The 14,444-nt window shown below is 61.1% G+C and carries 18 protein-coding genes; 17 read left to right on the top strand and 1 reads right to left on the bottom strand.

The genetic code is table 11. The features are described 5' to 3' along the window. The first annotated feature begins 9 nt into the window (after positions 1 to 9). The 8 genes from ACP7A4_RS13310 to ACP7A4_RS13275 all read left to right on the top strand — a co-directional run bounded on the left by ACP7A4_RS13310 (position 10) and on the right by ACP7A4_RS13275 (position 7,535). Positions 10 to 270: a hypothetical protein gene (locus tag ACP7A4_RS13310; RefSeq protein ID WP_426247314.1), complete on the top strand. Its 261-nt coding sequence runs from the start codon at positions 10 to 12 to the stop codon at positions 268 to 270. A gap of 339 nt (positions 271 to 609) precedes the next feature. Further along, positions 610 to 1,128, top strand: coding sequence for a phage regulatory CII family protein (locus ACP7A4_RS13305; RefSeq protein WP_169836235.1), 519 nt, complete (start codon positions 610 to 612; stop codon positions 1,126 to 1,128). After that, positions 1,121 to 1,339, top strand: coding sequence for a TraR/DksA C4-type zinc finger protein (locus tag ACP7A4_RS13300; RefSeq protein ID WP_170047835.1), 219 nt, complete (start codon positions 1,121 to 1,123; stop codon positions 1,337 to 1,339). Before ACP7A4_RS13305 ends, ACP7A4_RS13300 begins: the two co-directional genes overlap by 8 nt. Further along, positions 1,329 to 3,545 (top strand): VapE domain-containing protein, encoded by a 2,217-nt coding sequence (locus tag ACP7A4_RS13295; RefSeq protein WP_426247311.1) that lies wholly within the window; start codon positions 1,329 to 1,331, stop codon positions 3,543 to 3,545. The genes ACP7A4_RS13300 and ACP7A4_RS13295 overlap by 11 nt, the downstream gene beginning before the upstream one ends. Further along, positions 3,538 to 3,897, top strand: coding sequence for a hypothetical protein (locus ACP7A4_RS13290; RefSeq protein ID WP_169837198.1), 360 nt, complete (start codon positions 3,538 to 3,540; stop codon positions 3,895 to 3,897). Before ACP7A4_RS13295 ends, ACP7A4_RS13290 begins: the two co-directional genes overlap by 8 nt. Positions 3,898 to 4,407: 510 nt before the next feature. Beyond that, positions 4,408 to 4,746: a phage holin family protein gene (locus ACP7A4_RS13285; protein WP_047275720.1), complete on the top strand. Its 339-nt coding sequence runs from the start codon at positions 4,408 to 4,410 to the stop codon at positions 4,744 to 4,746. Positions 4,747 to 4,910: 164 nt separating this feature from the next. Further along, positions 4,911 to 5,519 (top strand): terminase small subunit, encoded by a 609-nt coding sequence (locus ACP7A4_RS13280; protein WP_426247308.1) that lies wholly within the window; start codon positions 4,911 to 4,913, stop codon positions 5,517 to 5,519. 3 nt (positions 5,520 to 5,522) lie between these two features. Then, complete coding sequence (locus ACP7A4_RS13275) at positions 5,523 to 7,535, top strand: phage terminase large subunit family protein (RefSeq protein ID WP_426247307.1); 2,013 nt, start codon at positions 5,523 to 5,525, stop codon at positions 7,533 to 7,535. A gap of 2 nt (positions 7,536 to 7,537) precedes the next feature. Here the strand turns inward: ACP7A4_RS13275 and ACP7A4_RS13270 are convergent, their stop codons facing one another. After that, complete coding sequence (locus ACP7A4_RS13270) at positions 7,538 to 7,981, bottom strand: hypothetical protein (RefSeq protein ID WP_426247305.1); 444 nt, start codon at positions 7,979 to 7,981, stop codon at positions 7,538 to 7,540. Between the two features lie 136 nt (positions 7,982 to 8,117). On the opposite strand from ACP7A4_RS13270, the gene ACP7A4_RS13265 reads away from it, so the two are divergent. From ACP7A4_RS13265 to ACP7A4_RS13225, 9 genes are all read left to right on the top strand, one after another. After that, complete coding sequence (locus tag ACP7A4_RS13265; RefSeq protein ID WP_047275423.1) at positions 8,118 to 8,324, top strand: phage head-tail joining protein; 207 nt, start codon at positions 8,118 to 8,120, stop codon at positions 8,322 to 8,324. Next, complete coding sequence (locus tag ACP7A4_RS13260) at positions 8,325 to 9,809, top strand: phage portal protein (RefSeq protein ID WP_426247302.1); 1,485 nt, start codon at positions 8,325 to 8,327, stop codon at positions 9,807 to 9,809. Continuing rightward, positions 9,806 to 10,915, top strand: coding sequence for a head maturation protease, ClpP-related (locus tag ACP7A4_RS13255; RefSeq protein WP_426247300.1), 1,110 nt, complete (start codon positions 9,806 to 9,808; stop codon positions 10,913 to 10,915). The genes ACP7A4_RS13260 and ACP7A4_RS13255 overlap by 4 nt, the downstream gene beginning before the upstream one ends. Next, positions 10,912 to 11,256, top strand: coding sequence for a head decoration protein (locus ACP7A4_RS13250; protein ID WP_047275417.1), 345 nt, complete (start codon positions 10,912 to 10,914; stop codon positions 11,254 to 11,256). Before ACP7A4_RS13255 ends, ACP7A4_RS13250 begins: the two co-directional genes overlap by 4 nt. Positions 11,257 to 11,319: 63 nt before the next feature. Beyond that, a complete protein-coding gene (locus ACP7A4_RS13245) occupies positions 11,320 to 12,315 on the top strand; it encodes a major capsid protein (protein ID WP_426247298.1) in 996 nt (331 codons plus the stop codon). A 2-nt stretch (positions 12,316 to 12,317) separates the two neighbouring features. Beyond that, entirely contained in the window at positions 12,318 to 12,638 is a 321-nt protein-coding gene (locus tag ACP7A4_RS13240; RefSeq protein ID WP_426247296.1) for a head-tail joining protein, read from the top strand. Then, a complete protein-coding gene (locus ACP7A4_RS13235; RefSeq protein ID WP_426247294.1) occupies positions 12,635 to 13,300 on the top strand; it encodes a hypothetical protein in 666 nt (221 codons plus the stop codon). The genes ACP7A4_RS13240 and ACP7A4_RS13235 overlap by 4 nt, the downstream gene beginning before the upstream one ends. Beyond that, positions 13,293 to 13,802, top strand: coding sequence for a hypothetical protein (locus ACP7A4_RS13230; RefSeq protein ID WP_426247292.1), 510 nt, complete (start codon positions 13,293 to 13,295; stop codon positions 13,800 to 13,802). The genes ACP7A4_RS13235 and ACP7A4_RS13230 overlap by 8 nt, the downstream gene beginning before the upstream one ends. Continuing rightward, positions 13,799 to 14,362, top strand: coding sequence for a phage baseplate assembly protein V (locus ACP7A4_RS13225; RefSeq protein ID WP_426247290.1), 564 nt, complete (start codon positions 13,799 to 13,801; stop codon positions 14,360 to 14,362). The genes ACP7A4_RS13230 and ACP7A4_RS13225 overlap by 4 nt, the downstream gene beginning before the upstream one ends. Positions 14,363 to 14,444: the final 82 nt, after the last annotated feature.

Below are 14,444 nucleotides of genomic sequence, written 5' to 3'. Positions count from 1 at the left end.
GAGGTTGCCATGCTGAACCCCGCAGATTTTCCGAATGCCATTGCGTTCGCGTTTGAAGCTGTAGGTGGCATCGGTGCCGCAGCCAAGGTGTGTAAACGCAGTTATCAGGCGCTGAACAAATGGCGCCAAGCAGCGTGTTTGCCTCGGACTGATTACACCGGTGAAACCCGCTATGCCGAGCTGTTAGCAGCAGCGGCGAGCAGAAACGGTCACTCGTTTGAAGCTGCATGGTTGTTAGAGGCATCGTCGCCCCATAAAGCGGCTGCATAGATTAGAAAGAAAAAAGGCGACCCATAAGGCCGCCCAGTTCCTCCCGACACACACCACCACAGTGCTGTCGGGTCGCGGTAAAGGTAGGCGGGCACACCACATGCTAAACCACCTCCCTTTAACCGCGCTTTCCAAGGCTCGGAAGCCTTGGGTTGCTGCCTTCTCCACCACAGATCTGGCAGCTGTTGCGCCAGAGGTGAGCGACGGATCGCTCGCCTCGGCACGGTGCCGGTTTTGGTCTTGCGGACCGAGCCGGCTTTTTGGGCCCTTACAAGCCACGCGGCAAATGTACCACCACAACACGCCGCGCGGCACTGGCAACATTCAAGGATTAATGCCATGAGCCGTATTGCTCTGAGTTGCACCCAGCGAGCGCGACGCGAAATCTTGCCGCTCGATTTGGCGCTGTACCACGCTGCACGCGACTACCCCGGCGGCGCTGCTGCCATTGCCGCCACCACCGGCCGTAACCCCACCACGCTGCAACATAAATTGTCCCCGACCCACCCAAGCCACACAGTGAACGTTCAAGAGTTCGCGGAGATCCTGGAGCTGACCAAAGACCGCCGCATCCTGGATGCGGTGCACGCATTGGTAGGCGACACGATCTGGCAGGAGTTGGCCGAGGCGTATACCGATGACATGCCCGAGACGCTAACCACCGGGCTTGCGGTGTATTTCCGTCAGGTTGCGGATCTGGCCGACACCTGGGCCAAGAGCATTGGCGACGGCGTGGTCAACGACAGCGAACTGGCCGAGATCCGCCTGCAAGTGTTTCGCGGTATCCAAGGGCTGCTGGGTCTGTTTAATCGCGCCTGCTACGTCAACTCGACTACGCGAGGTGGCGACCGTGGCTGACATCGCTGATTTTGCCAACGACCTGGTGCAGGAACGTATCGATCAAGCACTGGCAGCGCGTAAGGCGTTGCCGGTGTTTGAGTCTTACGAGTTCTGCGTGGATTGCGATTCAACTATCCCTTTGGCCCGTCGCTTGGCCGTCACCAGTTGCACACGCTGTGCAGCCTGCCAACAACTCAATGAACAAGTAGGTACTCGTTATGCTCGATGACGTTCTCGGTCAATTCGCTGACCACGGCCTTGAGCCTGCGCAACCGCTGACTTTCGGCAAGCTCACCCGCTGCAAGACCACGCAAGACAAGGGCAAGGAGAAAAACGGCTGGTACGTGATCCATGAGCACCGCACCGAGAAAAACGAACTACTGATTTTCGGCAGCTTCGGTGATTGGCGCACGGGCGACAGCAACAAGATCAAAGTAAAACCGGGGCGCATGAGTCAGGAGGAGCGCGACGTGATGCGTGCTCGTCAGGAAGACGCCAAGCGCCGTGCCGCTGAGGTTGCCGCCAATGCCGCTCGCCGGGCTGCCAATCGCGCGGCGGGCTTGTTCAAACGCATGCCGGAAAAGGGCCGCAGCGCCTATCTGGAACGCAAGCAGATCATTGGGATGCGTGTGCGTTATGCCCCGCGCACCGGGGCATTGCTGATCCCCATGACCACCGCGCGTGACCAGATCGTCGGCCTGCAAGTGATCTACCCGGAAAAGCAGGTAGACACTGGCCGCGACAAATCCTACTGGCCGCATGGCATGTCCAAAGAGGGCGCCTACCACCTGATAGGCCCGCACCCTGAACCCGGCGAGCCGGTGTTGGTGTGTGAGGGCTACGCCACCGGTGCAAGCCTGCACATGGCCACCTCGTTTGCGGTGGCCATTGCGTTTGATGCAGGCAACCTCAGCGCCGTGGCCAAAGCCATGCGCGAGCGTTTCCCCGGCCGTGCGTTGATCGTGTGCCGCGACGATGACTGGAAAACCAAGCGCCCCAACGGCGAGCCCTGGAACCCCGGTGAAGAGAAGGGCAGTAACGCAGCGTTGATCGTCGGCGGCCAAGTCGTCGGCCCGATTTTCTCGGGTGAGCGGGAGATCAAGTGGACGGACTTTAACGACCTGCATTGTGCCGAAGGGCTGGACGCTGTGCGCCGTCAGGTGTTGGCGGTGGTCAAACCGCCTGCAGCCGGTGGCTGGAAAGACCAACTTGCCCGCACTGAAAACGGCTCACTGATCGCGCACATGCAAAACGTCGAGCTGATCCTCGGTAACGATGAGAGATGGGCCGGGGTGATCGCCTTCAGTGCATTCAGCTCAAAAATCGTCAAATTGCGCACGCCGCCTTATGGCGGTGGCACCGGTGATTGGGGCGATATCGACGACATCCGCGTCATGAAGTGGCTGGCTCAGCAATACAATCTGCGGGTCAAAGCCTCCAGCGTGATCGAGGCCGTCAGCGTGGTGGCTCACGACCATTCGTTTCACCCGGTGCGCAACTACCTCAACCAACTGGAATGGGACCGCGTGCCGCGCCTCGACACGTGGCTAAACAAAGTCATGGGTGTAGCCCAAACCGGTTACAGCGCCAAGGTCGGCAAGCGCTGGATGATTTCAGCAGTGGCACGGGTGATGCGTCCCGGCTGTAAGGCTGACTCGGTGATGATCCTTGAAGGCGGGCAGGGCGAAGGCAAGTCGACGGCCATGAGCATCCTTGGCGGCGACTGGTTTATGGACACGCCGTTTGCCCTGGGCGACAAGGACGGTTTTCAGGCGATCCGGGGCAAGTGGATCATCGAGTTGGGCGAGCTGGACAGCTTCAACAAGGCCGAGAGTACCAAGGCCAAGCAGTTTTTCTCGGCATCCACCGACACCTACCGCGAGAGCTATGGCCGCAGAACCAATGACGTGCCACGCCAGTGTGTTTTCGTGGGTACCACCAACCAGGACGAATACCTCAAGGACGCCACGGGCAACCGGCGTTATTGGCCCGTAGCGTGCACCAAGGTCGATCTGGATCTGCTGCGCGACATGCGCGACCAACTCTGGGCCGAGGCGATGTTTTGCTACAAGGCCGACGAGATCTGGTGGGTCAATCGCGACGAAACCGCCATGTTCTCCGAAGCCCAAGATGAACGCTTTGTGGTGGATGAGTGGGAAGGCCCGATCCTCAACTGGCTGGAAGAATCACAGATCGGTGAAACCACCAGCGGCAGCGAAGTGTTGGCCAGCGCGCTCAAGCTCGACTTCGGCCACTGGGGCAAGCCCGAGCAGATGCGCGTCGGCGCGATCATGCACCGGCTTGGATGGCGTCGTGTGCGCCTGCCAGCTTTGGCTAAAAGCGGGCAGCGTCCTTGGGCTTATAAGAAGCCACAAGGTTGGGGCGGCGCCTCGGCCTTGCAGGTAGAGATAGTCGAGGAGCCTTGCTTTGATTAAGCGCATCGACACCTTGCTCAAGTTGTGGGCAGAAGACCTGCACAGCGAATCACCCGAGGGCACGGGCAGCGGCAACATGATTGCCATGCTGATGGAAACCAAGGGCGAGCTGATACGCGGTACACGCGGCAGTCGGGTGCTGCTCGATGAGTCGGCTGACATCGAGCTGATCGTCAACAAACACCTGCCGCCGCAGTTGTCGGTGTTGGTGCGCGAGCACTACTGCAACCACGACAGCTTCTTGTCGCAGAAGTACACCCATTGCGGATGCAGTCGTGAGACGTACTACCAGCGGCTGCACCAGGCCCATGAGTGCATCGCCAGCCTGTTGCTCGGGAAGCGTGCGGCGTGATGATTGCATCGAACACCTTTATGGCCCGCCTTGTCCCGCTGCTTTGTGTCGCAGTGGGTCAGGCGCAGGCCGCGTCGTTGCCGGGCTGTCCCACCGTCCCGCTTAAAAGTCCCTCCCGCCCATGTGAGCGCAGCGGGCAGACATACGCGCGTGTCACGCGCACGCGTGTTTTTATAAACCTCTCTTTATACGAGGAAAAGGTAAAAGAAGTAGGACAGTGGGGCACAGCCTTTGATTTACGCGCTCTCCCTTGTCCCGCCTCGAATTTGAACAGTGGGGCAGGGCAGACAGGCCCCAAAAGCGTTAGCCGGGGTGATGTATTCGCCGATATTTGTGGGGCATTCACCCGCCTAACCCACTTATTCACCGGTGGCATTAAAACCCGCTTGCTGCCACCGGAATCCACCTGTAAAAAGTAGCCATCTTCGATAGGTGCGACCGCAGAGAGCGGCAGGCACCCACCACTAAACCCGGCCCTTGTGCCGGGTTTTTGCGTTTATGGGGCAGGCGATGACAACAGAGCAACAAGCGTTAGCTGATATGCCGATCTGGTTACTGATCGTCCTGTCCATGATTGGCGGGGTGTCCGGCGAGATGTGGCGGGCGGACAAGGACGGGGCGCGAGGCTGGTCACTGGTGCGGCGGTTGGTCTTGCGCTCCGGTGCCTGCGTCGTGTGCGGGTTGTCGACGATGATGCTGTTGCACGTCAACGGCGTTTCGCTCTGGGCGTCTTCGGCACTGGGCTGCCTCACGGCCATGGCCGGGGCGGATGTGGCCATTGGGCTTTATGAGCGTTGGGTTGCCAAGCGGCTGGGTGTTTGTGACGTGCCGCCATCGGATCGCTCGTAATAATCCCCGGATGTTCAAAACCTGCCGGGGACCCTGGGGAATATCCACGGGTACGGGGCAGGAAACCCGCGGGAAATCGTTAGCCGCTGGGCTGGCAGCTTATTGAAATTCAATCCATTGAAATTGAAAGGCTTGCATTGAAAAGCCGTTGAAAAGGAGGGCTTGTGACAGACCCCATCTTTCTGTCGAAGAGCGCCTTTGCGGCTCACATCGGCAAGGCGCCGAGTTACATCACCTGGCTTAAAGACAACAACCGGTTGGTGCTGTCGGATGACGGCAAGCGGGTGAATGTCGACGCCACCGTCGCATTGATTCGCGACACCGCCGACCCCAGCAAAGCCGCCGTCACGGCCCGGCATCAAGCGGATCGGGTGCAGCGCGACGTGACTAGCCAGTTGTCCCCGCTGGTCGAATCCACGCCGAACATGGCTGCGCCGCAGCCCGCCATCGGTACCGCTGGCAAGCAACCTGACTTCCAAAAGGCCCGTGCCCACCGCGAGTACTACCTGGCGCAGTTGGCCGAGGCGGAATTCCACAAAGTGCAAGGCTCTCAGGTCGAGCTGGACGCGGTGAAAACCGGCGCCTTCAACGCGGGCCGTTTGCTACGCGATCAACTGCTGGGCATGCCGCCACAACTGGCCCCCGAGTTGGCCGCCATGACCGACCCGTGGGAAATCGAACGCCGCCTCACCGCTGCGATCCGCGCTTCGCTGGAAGACGCCGAGCGCATGTCCTCGGCTGACCTGGTTCACGCCCTCAACCACAAGAGTTAACCCATGCACACGGAAATCCCGAACGGTGCAGAGGTGTACCGCGAGGCGTATTTCCGTGGGCTACGGCCTGACCCGTCGCTGTGGGTCGACCAGTGGGCCGACGAATACATGCGCATCCCGCGTGACACCGGCGCTGCCGAGCCCGGCCAGTACCGCACCTCGCGCACGCCGTATGCGCGCGAGCCCATGCGCTGCCTGTCACCGGCTCACCCCTGCAAACGCGTGGTCACGATGGTGGCTTCGCAGTTGATGAAAACCCAGATCGCGCTGAACTGGATCGGCGGCCTGATCCACATGGTGCCGTCCAACATCCTGACCCTGCTGCCGAGCCTGAGCCTTGCCAAGCGGGTGTCGTCGCGTATCGGCAAGACCATCAAGGCCACGCCGGTGCTGCGCGAACGCGTGGCGGCGACTCGCTCGCGTGACTCGCGCAACACGATGGACACCAAGGAGTTCGAAGGCGGCTCGCTGTACGTCACCACCGCCGGCTCTGCGGCCAACTTGGCCGAGCTGTCGGCACGCTACATCTACGGCGATGAGATCGACCGCTGGGATGTCGACGTGGGCGAAGAGGGCGACCCCATCGAGCTGGCCGAAACCCGGGGCAGTACTTTTGGCCGTAACGCCAAGTTCTACTTCTCCAGCTCGCCAACGATCAAGGGCGCGTCGCGTATTGCTGATCTGTTTGAAACCAGCGACCAGCGTTACTACTACGTGCCATGCCCGCACTGCGGACACATGCAGATCCTGGAGTGGGAAAACCTGCATTACTCGGCCGACTACCGCGTGGTGCATTACCAGTGCGCCGGGCCAGACTGCGACGTACTGATCGAAGAGCACCACAAGGGCCTGATGCTGGCCCGTGGCGAATGGCGCTCCCACGCGCAGGGCGACGGCGAAACCATCGGCTTTCACCTCAACGCCCTGTATTCACCGCTCGGCTGGATGGACTGGCCGTCGCTGGCCAAGCAGTTTGAGAAGGCCAAGAAGGCGCAGAGCCGGGGCGACCTGGAGCCTATGCAGGTGTTCTACAACACCCGTCTGGCCAAGGTTTGGGACTGCGCCCAGGAACAAACCAAAGCCGAAGTTCTGATGAAGCGCGCCCGCCTTGAACCCTACGGCCTCGGCGCAATGGTCCATCGCGTGCTGATGCTCACGGCCTCGGTCGACGTGCAAGCCAATCGCCTGGAGCTGATGGTGATGGGTTGGGGCGTGGGCATGGAACGCTGGATCGTCGACTTCCAGATCATCTGGGGCGACCCGGCGGACGAACGCACCTGGGCCGTGCTCGATGACAAACTCAAGGTGCGTTACCCGCATCCATGCGGCGTCGGCTTGGGCATTCTCGCCACCGCCGTCGACTCCGGCGGCCATCATACCGACGAGGTCTACCAGTTCTGCCGCGTGCGCCGGTGGCGCAACATCTTCGCCATCAAGGGCGCGAGCAAACCGGGGAAACCGGTGATCGCGCAACGCCCGTCGATGGTCGACGTGACATGGAAAGGCCAGACCGAACGCAACGGCGCCGAGCTGTGGTTTGTCGGCACCGACACCGCCAAGGACTGGATCTACAACCGCTACCCGTTTGAAGACGGGCCGGGCGCCTTGCACTTTGCCAACGACTTGCCGGACGAGTTCTTCGACCAGTGCGTGGCCGAGCGCAAGGTGACGCGGTACGTGCGCGGACACAAGCGCGTCGAGTGGGTGAAGGGCAAAGCCGAGCGCAACGAAGCCCTTGACCTGATGGTGTACAACCTGGCGATGGCGCATTACCTGGGCCTGAACCGCTACAAGGAACACGACTGGGAACGCATCCGCCAAGCCCTGGCCCAGGCCGGTTTATTTGATGAAAAACCGGTACACGCTGAACGCCTTGCCGCGCCGGTTGCTGCAGCGTCCATGCAACTAGCGGTTGAAACGGCTCCACCCGAAGCACCGCCGGTTGTACCACCGCAGCCGATAGCACGACCTCCACAACGTCGCAGCTCCAGCAGTGGCTACTTGAAGCGTCGTTGAAATTAAAGAATCTCAACCACCGGCGTGATGAGCTTGGCGCCGACGGCGATTTCTTCGGCCAGCAAGCTTTTGAGCGTTTCCTTGCTGCCTTCTTTCATGGTTTCTGCAATCCGCTCGCGGATTGAGTGGCCGTGGGTGAGGCAGTGCGGCATGGCTTTGAGCACCTCAAACCCTTTGACCGTCAGCACTGCCCCTGTCACTTGGGCCGTGGGGATGACTTCGCCGCTCAAAAAACCGGAGCCGATCAGCCAGCGGACCGTGGCCAGGAAGAATTGTGCGTCGTGGTCCGCCAGTTCCAGCAGGCAATCATCCCCGTCTGCTGCGCACGAGGCGGGTGTCATGAGTTGGGCGGCAATCAAGTCACAGGGGATTGGAAAGTGGGTATACAGCTCATCAAAAACTTTGCCAGTCAGGTCGTTGAATTTATCGAGATTGGAAACTGACATGTCGCAAAACTCCGATCAAAAAGTGCTGAGCACGAAGAAGGTCAAAGCGCTGACTGAATCGTAGCCGGTTCAGCCAACTCGGCCCTACTGTGTCCCATATACCAGCCCGCGTCACCTCAACCCAAGAGCAGCCCCTATGTCCTTTACCCAAAAGCACCTCGACGCCGTTGAGTCGGCCATCGCGCGTGGCGAGAAAACCGTGCGCTACGCCGACCGCACCGTGGAGTACCGCACGGTCGATGAGCTGCTCAAGGCGCGCGACCAAATCCGCAGTTCGCTGGTCGCCGCCACGGGGCCGCGCTCGCGGGTGATCCGGCTGTATCACGCAGGCAAGGGGCTTTAAATGGCGCGCCAGTATCCAACCCTGACCCGCAACGGCTTCCTGTTGCCCGAGCGGATCAAAGCCAGTTACGAAGGGGCCGGTGAGGGCAGGCGCTCGGCCAGTTGGGACGCGCCGGACATCGGCATCAACAGCCTCAACACCCCGGCCCTGCGCAATTTGCGCGCCCGTTCGCGCTCGGCGGTGCGCAATGATCCCTACGCGTTTAACGTCATCGACAAACGCGTCAGCAACCTGATCGGTACCGGCATCACCCCTCGGCCTAAAACCGAAGACGATGCCCTGCGCAAGTTGCAGCAAGACCTTTGGGATGACTGGGTCGACGAGTCAGATGCCGATGGCCTGACCGATTTCTACGGCCAGCAGGCGCTGATTGCCCGCACTGTGGAAACGGCCGGTGAGTGTTTTGTGCGTTTGCGGCCACGCGGTTTGGACGACGATCTGGCAGTGCCGTTGCAGCTCCAGGTACTGGCCCCGGAGTTTGTGCCCCATGACAAATTTGAGCCGTGCAAAAACGGCAACAGCATCCGTGCCGGGATCGAGTTCAACCCGGCGCACAAGCGCGTGGCCTATCACATGTACCGCGTCCACCCGCGTGACGCCTCGTCGCTGAACGCCGGTTACAACCAACTGGTGCGCGTCCCGGCCGAACAAGTGCTGCACATCTTTGAACCGGTTGAGCCGGGCCAGTTGCGCGGGGTGCCGCGTTTGGCGCCAGTGCTTAAACGCCTGCGCAGCCTCGACAACTACGACGACGCGGTGCTGTTTCGCCAAGAGGTGGCCAACCTGTTCGCAGGCTTCATCTCGCGGCCACCGCCCGAAGCCACGCAACAACCGCGCGACCCGGTCACCGGCCTGCCGTTGACCGAGGACCGCGACGGCTTCACTCCGATGGTCGCGCTAGAGCCTGGGACCATGCAGGAACTGGGGCCGGGCGAGGAGGTGGAGTTCTCCAAGCCGCCGGATGCGGGCAACAACTACCCGGACTTTATGCGCCAACAACTGATGGCCGCAGCCGCCGGGACCGGCACGCCGTACGAAATCCTCAGCGGCGACATGCGCGAGGTCAACGACCGGGCGCTGCGCGTGGTGCTCAACGAGTTCCGCCGTCGCCTGGAGCAACTGCAATTCAGTGTGTACGTGCACCAACTGTGCCGCCCGGTGCGGGCTGCGTGGCTGGACATGGCCGTGCTCGCCGGTCGCCTGACACTGGTCGACTACGCGCAACGGCGCCGTGAATACCTGCGCACCCGTTGGGTGCCGCAAGGCTGGGCCTACATCCAGCCGGTGCAGGACATTCAGGCGCGAATGATGGAAGTCAACGCGGGCTTCAACTCCCGCAGCGAAATGGTCCTGCGTCAGGGCTACGACGCCGAAACCGTCGACGAAGAAAACGCCGCTGACCAAAAACGCGCCCGCGAGCTGGGCCTCAACTACAAAACGCTCGTCGAGCTGCCCATCGAACCGGCCGACAAGGAGACGCCATGAACAGGCTACGCATTTTCAACAAGGCCGGTGATCCACCGCTGCCGCAGGACAAACACTGGTACAGCCTCAAGGCCAGCGGCGAGGCCGAAGCCCGCAGCATTGAGGTCTACGTCTATGGCGAGATCGGCACCTGGGGCATCACCGCCAACCAGTTTGTGCGCGATCTGGCAGCGATGGACGACGGCGTGTCGCCGATTGTGGTGGCGTTCAACAGCATCGGCGGCGACCTGTTCGACGGGCTGGCCATTCACAACGCATTGTCGCGGTTGGGCGAACGTTGCACCGGGCGTGTCGATGCCCTGGCAGCCAGCGCGGCCAGTGTTGCGGTGTGTGGCGCGCACAAGGTGGTGATCGCATCCAATGCCATGCTGATGATCCACAACCCGTGGACCTACGCGGAAGGCGATGCCGAGGATTTGCGCAAGGTCGCCACCGCCCTGGATCAGGCGCTGGAAGTGATCATCGCCGCCTACAAGGTCAAGTCGCCCAACATCGACGAGGTCGAGCTACGGCGTTTGGTTAATGCCGAAACCTGGCTCACCGCAAGTGAAGCGGTGGCCTTGGGGCTGGCCGATGAAGTGGGCGAGGGCGTCACCGTCAAAGCTTGTCTGGGGCAGGGCGGCGCATTGCAGCGTTATCAGCATGCGCCGCAAGCCTTGCTAGCTCAGTTGGACGAGCCGCCTGAGCCTACTCCTGACCCCGAACCGGAAAAACCAACCGTAGTTGACTCAGCCGCATTGGCCTTGTTGATCACCCAAAGCTGCAACACGGCTGGAATCAGCAACCTGATCGAACCCATCATCAACACCACCAAACTGGCCGATGAAGCCACGGTCAACGCTGCAATTAGCAACGCCAAGGCCGTGCGCGACCTGTGCGTGGCAGCGCGTTTGCCCGAGTTCACTCAACAGTTCGTGGCGTCCGGGCTGACTGCCGAAGCGGTGCGCGGTCGTCTATTCGACAAGCTGGTCAGTGGCGGCGGATTTGAGATCGACAACAGCCTGCCGATCAACGACGACCCGGCACCCAAAACCCAGGCCAAACAACCTGACACCAACGCGATCTACGCGGCCCGTCGCGCCGCCCAGACAGGGGTAAAAGCATGACCATCAAACATGAGCCGATGCACGCGGGCGAGTTCCTGCTCTCCGAAGGCGCGGGCAACATCTCCCGCGAAGCCATCAACGTGGCCGCTGGCCCTGCATTGAACCCCGGCCAAGTGCTGGGTCTGGTCACGGCCTCGGGCGAGTTCGCGCCCTACGTGCCGACCGCCGAAGACGGCAGCCAGACCGCCGTCGCCATTCTGTATGGCCCGCTGGGCGAGTCCGACATCGTGCGCCGTGGCCGTGCGGTGGTGCGCTTGGCCGAAGTCAGCGAAGCGCACCTGACCGGCCTCGACCCCGAGGGCGAAAAGTCGCTGGCTGAACACTTTGTGATCGTGCGCTAAGCCGACCATCTCTTTACTGCACCCCGCCATCGAGCGGGGTTTTTACATTCTGGAGAGTCCCCTATGGCCGACATCGCCATCTTTGAAGACGATGCGTTTTCTGTTTCGTCGCTGACCGCTGCCATCAACGAACAACCGTACCAGCCCGGCCGCCTGAGCAGCCTTGGCCTGTTTCAGGAAGAGGGCATCACCACCCTGACCGTACAGATCGAAAAGGACGGCGACACCCTGGCCCTGGTCCCGGCCGGTGAGCGCGGCACCTCGGGCCTGATCGTCGGTGCCAGCAAACGTACGTTGATCCCGTTCAACACCGTGCACCTGCCGGAACGCTTCACCATCAAGGCCGATGAGATTCAGGGCATCCGCGCCTTCGGTACTCGCAGTGAGTTGCAGGCCGTGCAGGACGTGGTCAATGCGCGACTGTTGAAAGCGCGTCGTCAGTTGGACGCCACTCACGAATTCCAGCGTGCCGGTGCATTGAACGGCCTGATTTTGGACGCTGACGGCAAGACAGTACTGCTGAACCTCTACGACCGCTTTGGCGTCAAGCAACAGAAAATATCGATGGGCTTGACCATCAAGGGCACTGACTTCCGCGTTAAATGCGGTGAAGCCTTGGACATGCAAGAGGATGCGCTCGGCAGTGTCACCAGTACCGGCGCCCGTGCGTTCTGTGGCAAGAATTTCTGGAACAAAATGATGGGCCTCGAGGAGATTAAGGCCACTTACCTCAACTCCGCGCAAGCCGCTGCGCTGCGAGGTGATGCCCGTGAAAGTTTCGAATACGGCGGCATCGTTTGGGAACGCTATCGCGGCAAGATTGCGAGCGTGGCGTTCGTCCACGACGACAAAGCCCTGCTCGTCCCCGAAGGCGTGCCCGACCTGTACATCTCGGCCTTCGCCCCGGCTGACTACATGGAAACGGTCAACACCCAGGGCATTCCGTACTACAGCAAAATCGAGCCGATGCCGTTCAACAAAGGCATGGCCGGTGAAGCGCAGTCCAACCCGCTCCACATCTGCACCCGACCGCGCGCGCAGATCCTGCTGGAGTTGTAAGCGTGGGCATCCGCGATCTGGTGGCCGACCTCGACAGCGTGATCTTCGACGTGCTGGCCGACACCGGCCACATCGAAGGCCGCGCCGAGCCGGTGCTGGGGATGTTCTCGGCACCGTGGAAACAGCCGCAGATCGGTCGCCTAAACACGGCCATTCGTGAGCCACACTTTGTGGTGCGGGTGGCGGATTCAGACGGGCTGAGCAAAGGCCTGAAAGTCACCATCGACCTGCCTGCGCTGGACGGTGGCGGTGATTACGATCTGTTGCAACTGGAACCCAGCGGCGATGGTTTGGTGTCGCTGATCTTGAGGAGACGCCCATGAGCATCGGCAGTTTCAGTGAAGTCAAAAAGAACAGCGGCATGCTCCACATCCAGGCCTCGGCTGAGGATCTGAAAGCGTTTGCAGACTTGGCCATCCTGGTGCCCAAGGCTGCCGCCAAAGCTCAGCGACGGGCGATCAACAAAACGCTCGGTTGGTTGCGCGGAAAAATCGCCAGTAATGTAGGTAAGCAAGAAAAAATTGCAGTGAGAGCCGTGCGGCAGCGTTTGATCACTTACCCGGTGAAAGGCGGTGCAATGCGCGGCAAACTCTGGTTCGGCATCAACCCGCTGGAAGCCAGCCGGGCAGGGCGCGCCCGTCAGACCAAGGCGGGCGTGTCGGTGGCGGGGCGGCGGTATCAGGGCGCCTTCTATAAGAAGGTGTACGGCAATCAGGCTGACGTGTGGATTCGTACCGCGAGCAAGCACTTCAACCCGGCCGATTATCCCGATAGCCAAGTCACCTCACAGACGGGGGCCAGCTCCGGGTTTGTCGGTGAAAACAGTGACCGCTTCCCGCTGGCCAAAGCCAAAATCTCACTGGACGCCGTGCGCCCCCACTTCGACGCCTGGAGCCGCAAGGCCGACGAACGCTTGATGCACGTCCTCAAACAAGAGATGAACTTCGAACTGCAAAAATACTTGAAGGGGACGCGCCGTGTCTGAGCAGCCGTTTAGTCTCGACCTGCTGTATCAGGCCATCGAGCAGCACCTCCAGCAGCACTTGCCGGGTGTGCAATTGGTCAGCTTCTGGCCGGACATCCAGCAGCACATCCCGCTCCCAGCGGTGTTTCTCGACATCGCCGAGATCGAGCCCGGTACTGACATAGGCACCGGTGAAACCACCCTGACCCTCACCTTTGAAGCGCGGGTGGTTGTCGACGTGATCCGTGCCGACCACTACCCGCAAGCCGTGCATCTGGCCACGCAACTGGCGGTGCTGTTGCGTGGCCAATCGTGGGGCTTGGCAGTTGAACCGGCCGAGTTCCAGCGGTCGAGTCAGGACTGGACGCGCCCGGAACTGGACGGCTACACCGTGTGGCTGGTGGAGTGGACGCAGACGGTATTCCTCGGTGAACAGGTGTGGCCGTGGCCCGATGAGCCGCCGGGCTCGTTGCTGATCAGCGTCAACGAGGAAGAGTCAGTCGCACCGGAGGATCTGCCGTGAGCTACGCGAGTGCTGAACACGACCGCATGATCGCGGCTCTGTTGATTCCTTGCTACGTGGTCGCGGTAGATCTGGCGGCAAGCCCACCGGCCTGCCGCGTATCCACCGGCGACTGGACCAGCGCCTGGGTGCGCTGGCACAGCGTGGCAGCGGGCAAGGCCCGGCACTGGCGCGCGCCGAGTTTGGGCGAGCAGGGCGTGCTGTTTAACCCCAGCGGACAGGCGGGCATGGGCACCTTTGTACCTGGGCTTTATGGCGATGCAGGCGCGCCACCGGACAACCGCGACCACGTTGAAGTGTGGCGTTTCGATGACGGCGGCTCGCTGGTCTACGACTGGCAGGCCAAGAGCTACACCATCACCCTGCCCAGCGGCACCGTGACGATTGCGGTCGGCGGTACTTCGGCGGTGGTGACAGACAGCGCCGTGACCGTCACGGCGGGTGCCATCGACCTGGTAGGCCCGGTCAAAATTGACGGTACGTTATCGGTGACAGGCGATATAACCAGTCTCGGAAAAATCATCGATACCGGTGGCAATACCCCAAATCACAAACATTGATTTATTAGTGTTGGCTGAGGAATAAAGGTTCCGTGTCTTATTATGCCTCTTGTCAACTGTTAGAAGTGACAGTTGACAGTGT

It is taken from the genome of Pseudomonas sp. TWR3-1-1 (genome assembly GCF_049896545.1).
Taxonomy (GTDB): Bacteria; Pseudomonadota; Gammaproteobacteria; order Pseudomonadales; family Pseudomonadaceae; genus Aquipseudomonas; species Aquipseudomonas weihenstephanensis.
The sequence above is the reverse complement of the archived record's forward strand: the minus strand, read 5'-3'. Positions and strand labels throughout refer to the sequence as shown.

Bases quoted from the DNA above. Each gene is read 5' to 3' on its own strand.
- ACP7A4_RS13310 (WP_426247314.1), top strand. From the start codon at position 10: ATGCTGAACCCCGCAGATTTTCCGAATGCCATTGCGTTCGCGTTTGAA.
- ACP7A4_RS13305 (WP_169836235.1), top strand. From the start codon at position 610: ATGAGCCGTATTGCTCTGAGTTGCACCCAGCGAGCGCGACGCGAAATC.
- ACP7A4_RS13295 (WP_426247311.1), top strand. From the start codon at position 1,329: ATGCTCGATGACGTTCTCGGTCAATTCGCTGACCACGGCCTTGAGCCT.
- ACP7A4_RS13285 (WP_047275720.1), top strand. From the start codon at position 4,408: ATGACAACAGAGCAACAAGCGTTAGCTGATATGCCGATCTGGTTACTG.
- ACP7A4_RS13275 (WP_426247307.1), top strand. From the start codon at position 5,523: ATGCACACGGAAATCCCGAACGGTGCAGAGGTGTACCGCGAGGCGTAT.
- ACP7A4_RS13270 (WP_426247305.1), bottom strand. From the start codon at position 7,981: ATGTCAGTTTCCAATCTCGATAAATTCAACGACCTGACTGGCAAAGTT.
- ACP7A4_RS13265 (WP_047275423.1), top strand. From the start codon at position 8,118: ATGTCCTTTACCCAAAAGCACCTCGACGCCGTTGAGTCGGCCATCGCG.
- ACP7A4_RS13260 (WP_426247302.1), top strand. From the start codon at position 8,325: ATGGCGCGCCAGTATCCAACCCTGACCCGCAACGGCTTCCTGTTGCCC.
- ACP7A4_RS13255 (WP_426247300.1), top strand. From the start codon at position 9,806: ATGAACAGGCTACGCATTTTCAACAAGGCCGGTGATCCACCGCTGCCG.
- ACP7A4_RS13250 (WP_047275417.1), top strand. From the start codon at position 10,912: ATGACCATCAAACATGAGCCGATGCACGCGGGCGAGTTCCTGCTCTCC.
- ACP7A4_RS13245 (WP_426247298.1), top strand. From the start codon at position 11,320: ATGGCCGACATCGCCATCTTTGAAGACGATGCGTTTTCTGTTTCGTCG.
- ACP7A4_RS13235 (WP_426247294.1), top strand. From the start codon at position 12,635: ATGAGCATCGGCAGTTTCAGTGAAGTCAAAAAGAACAGCGGCATGCTC.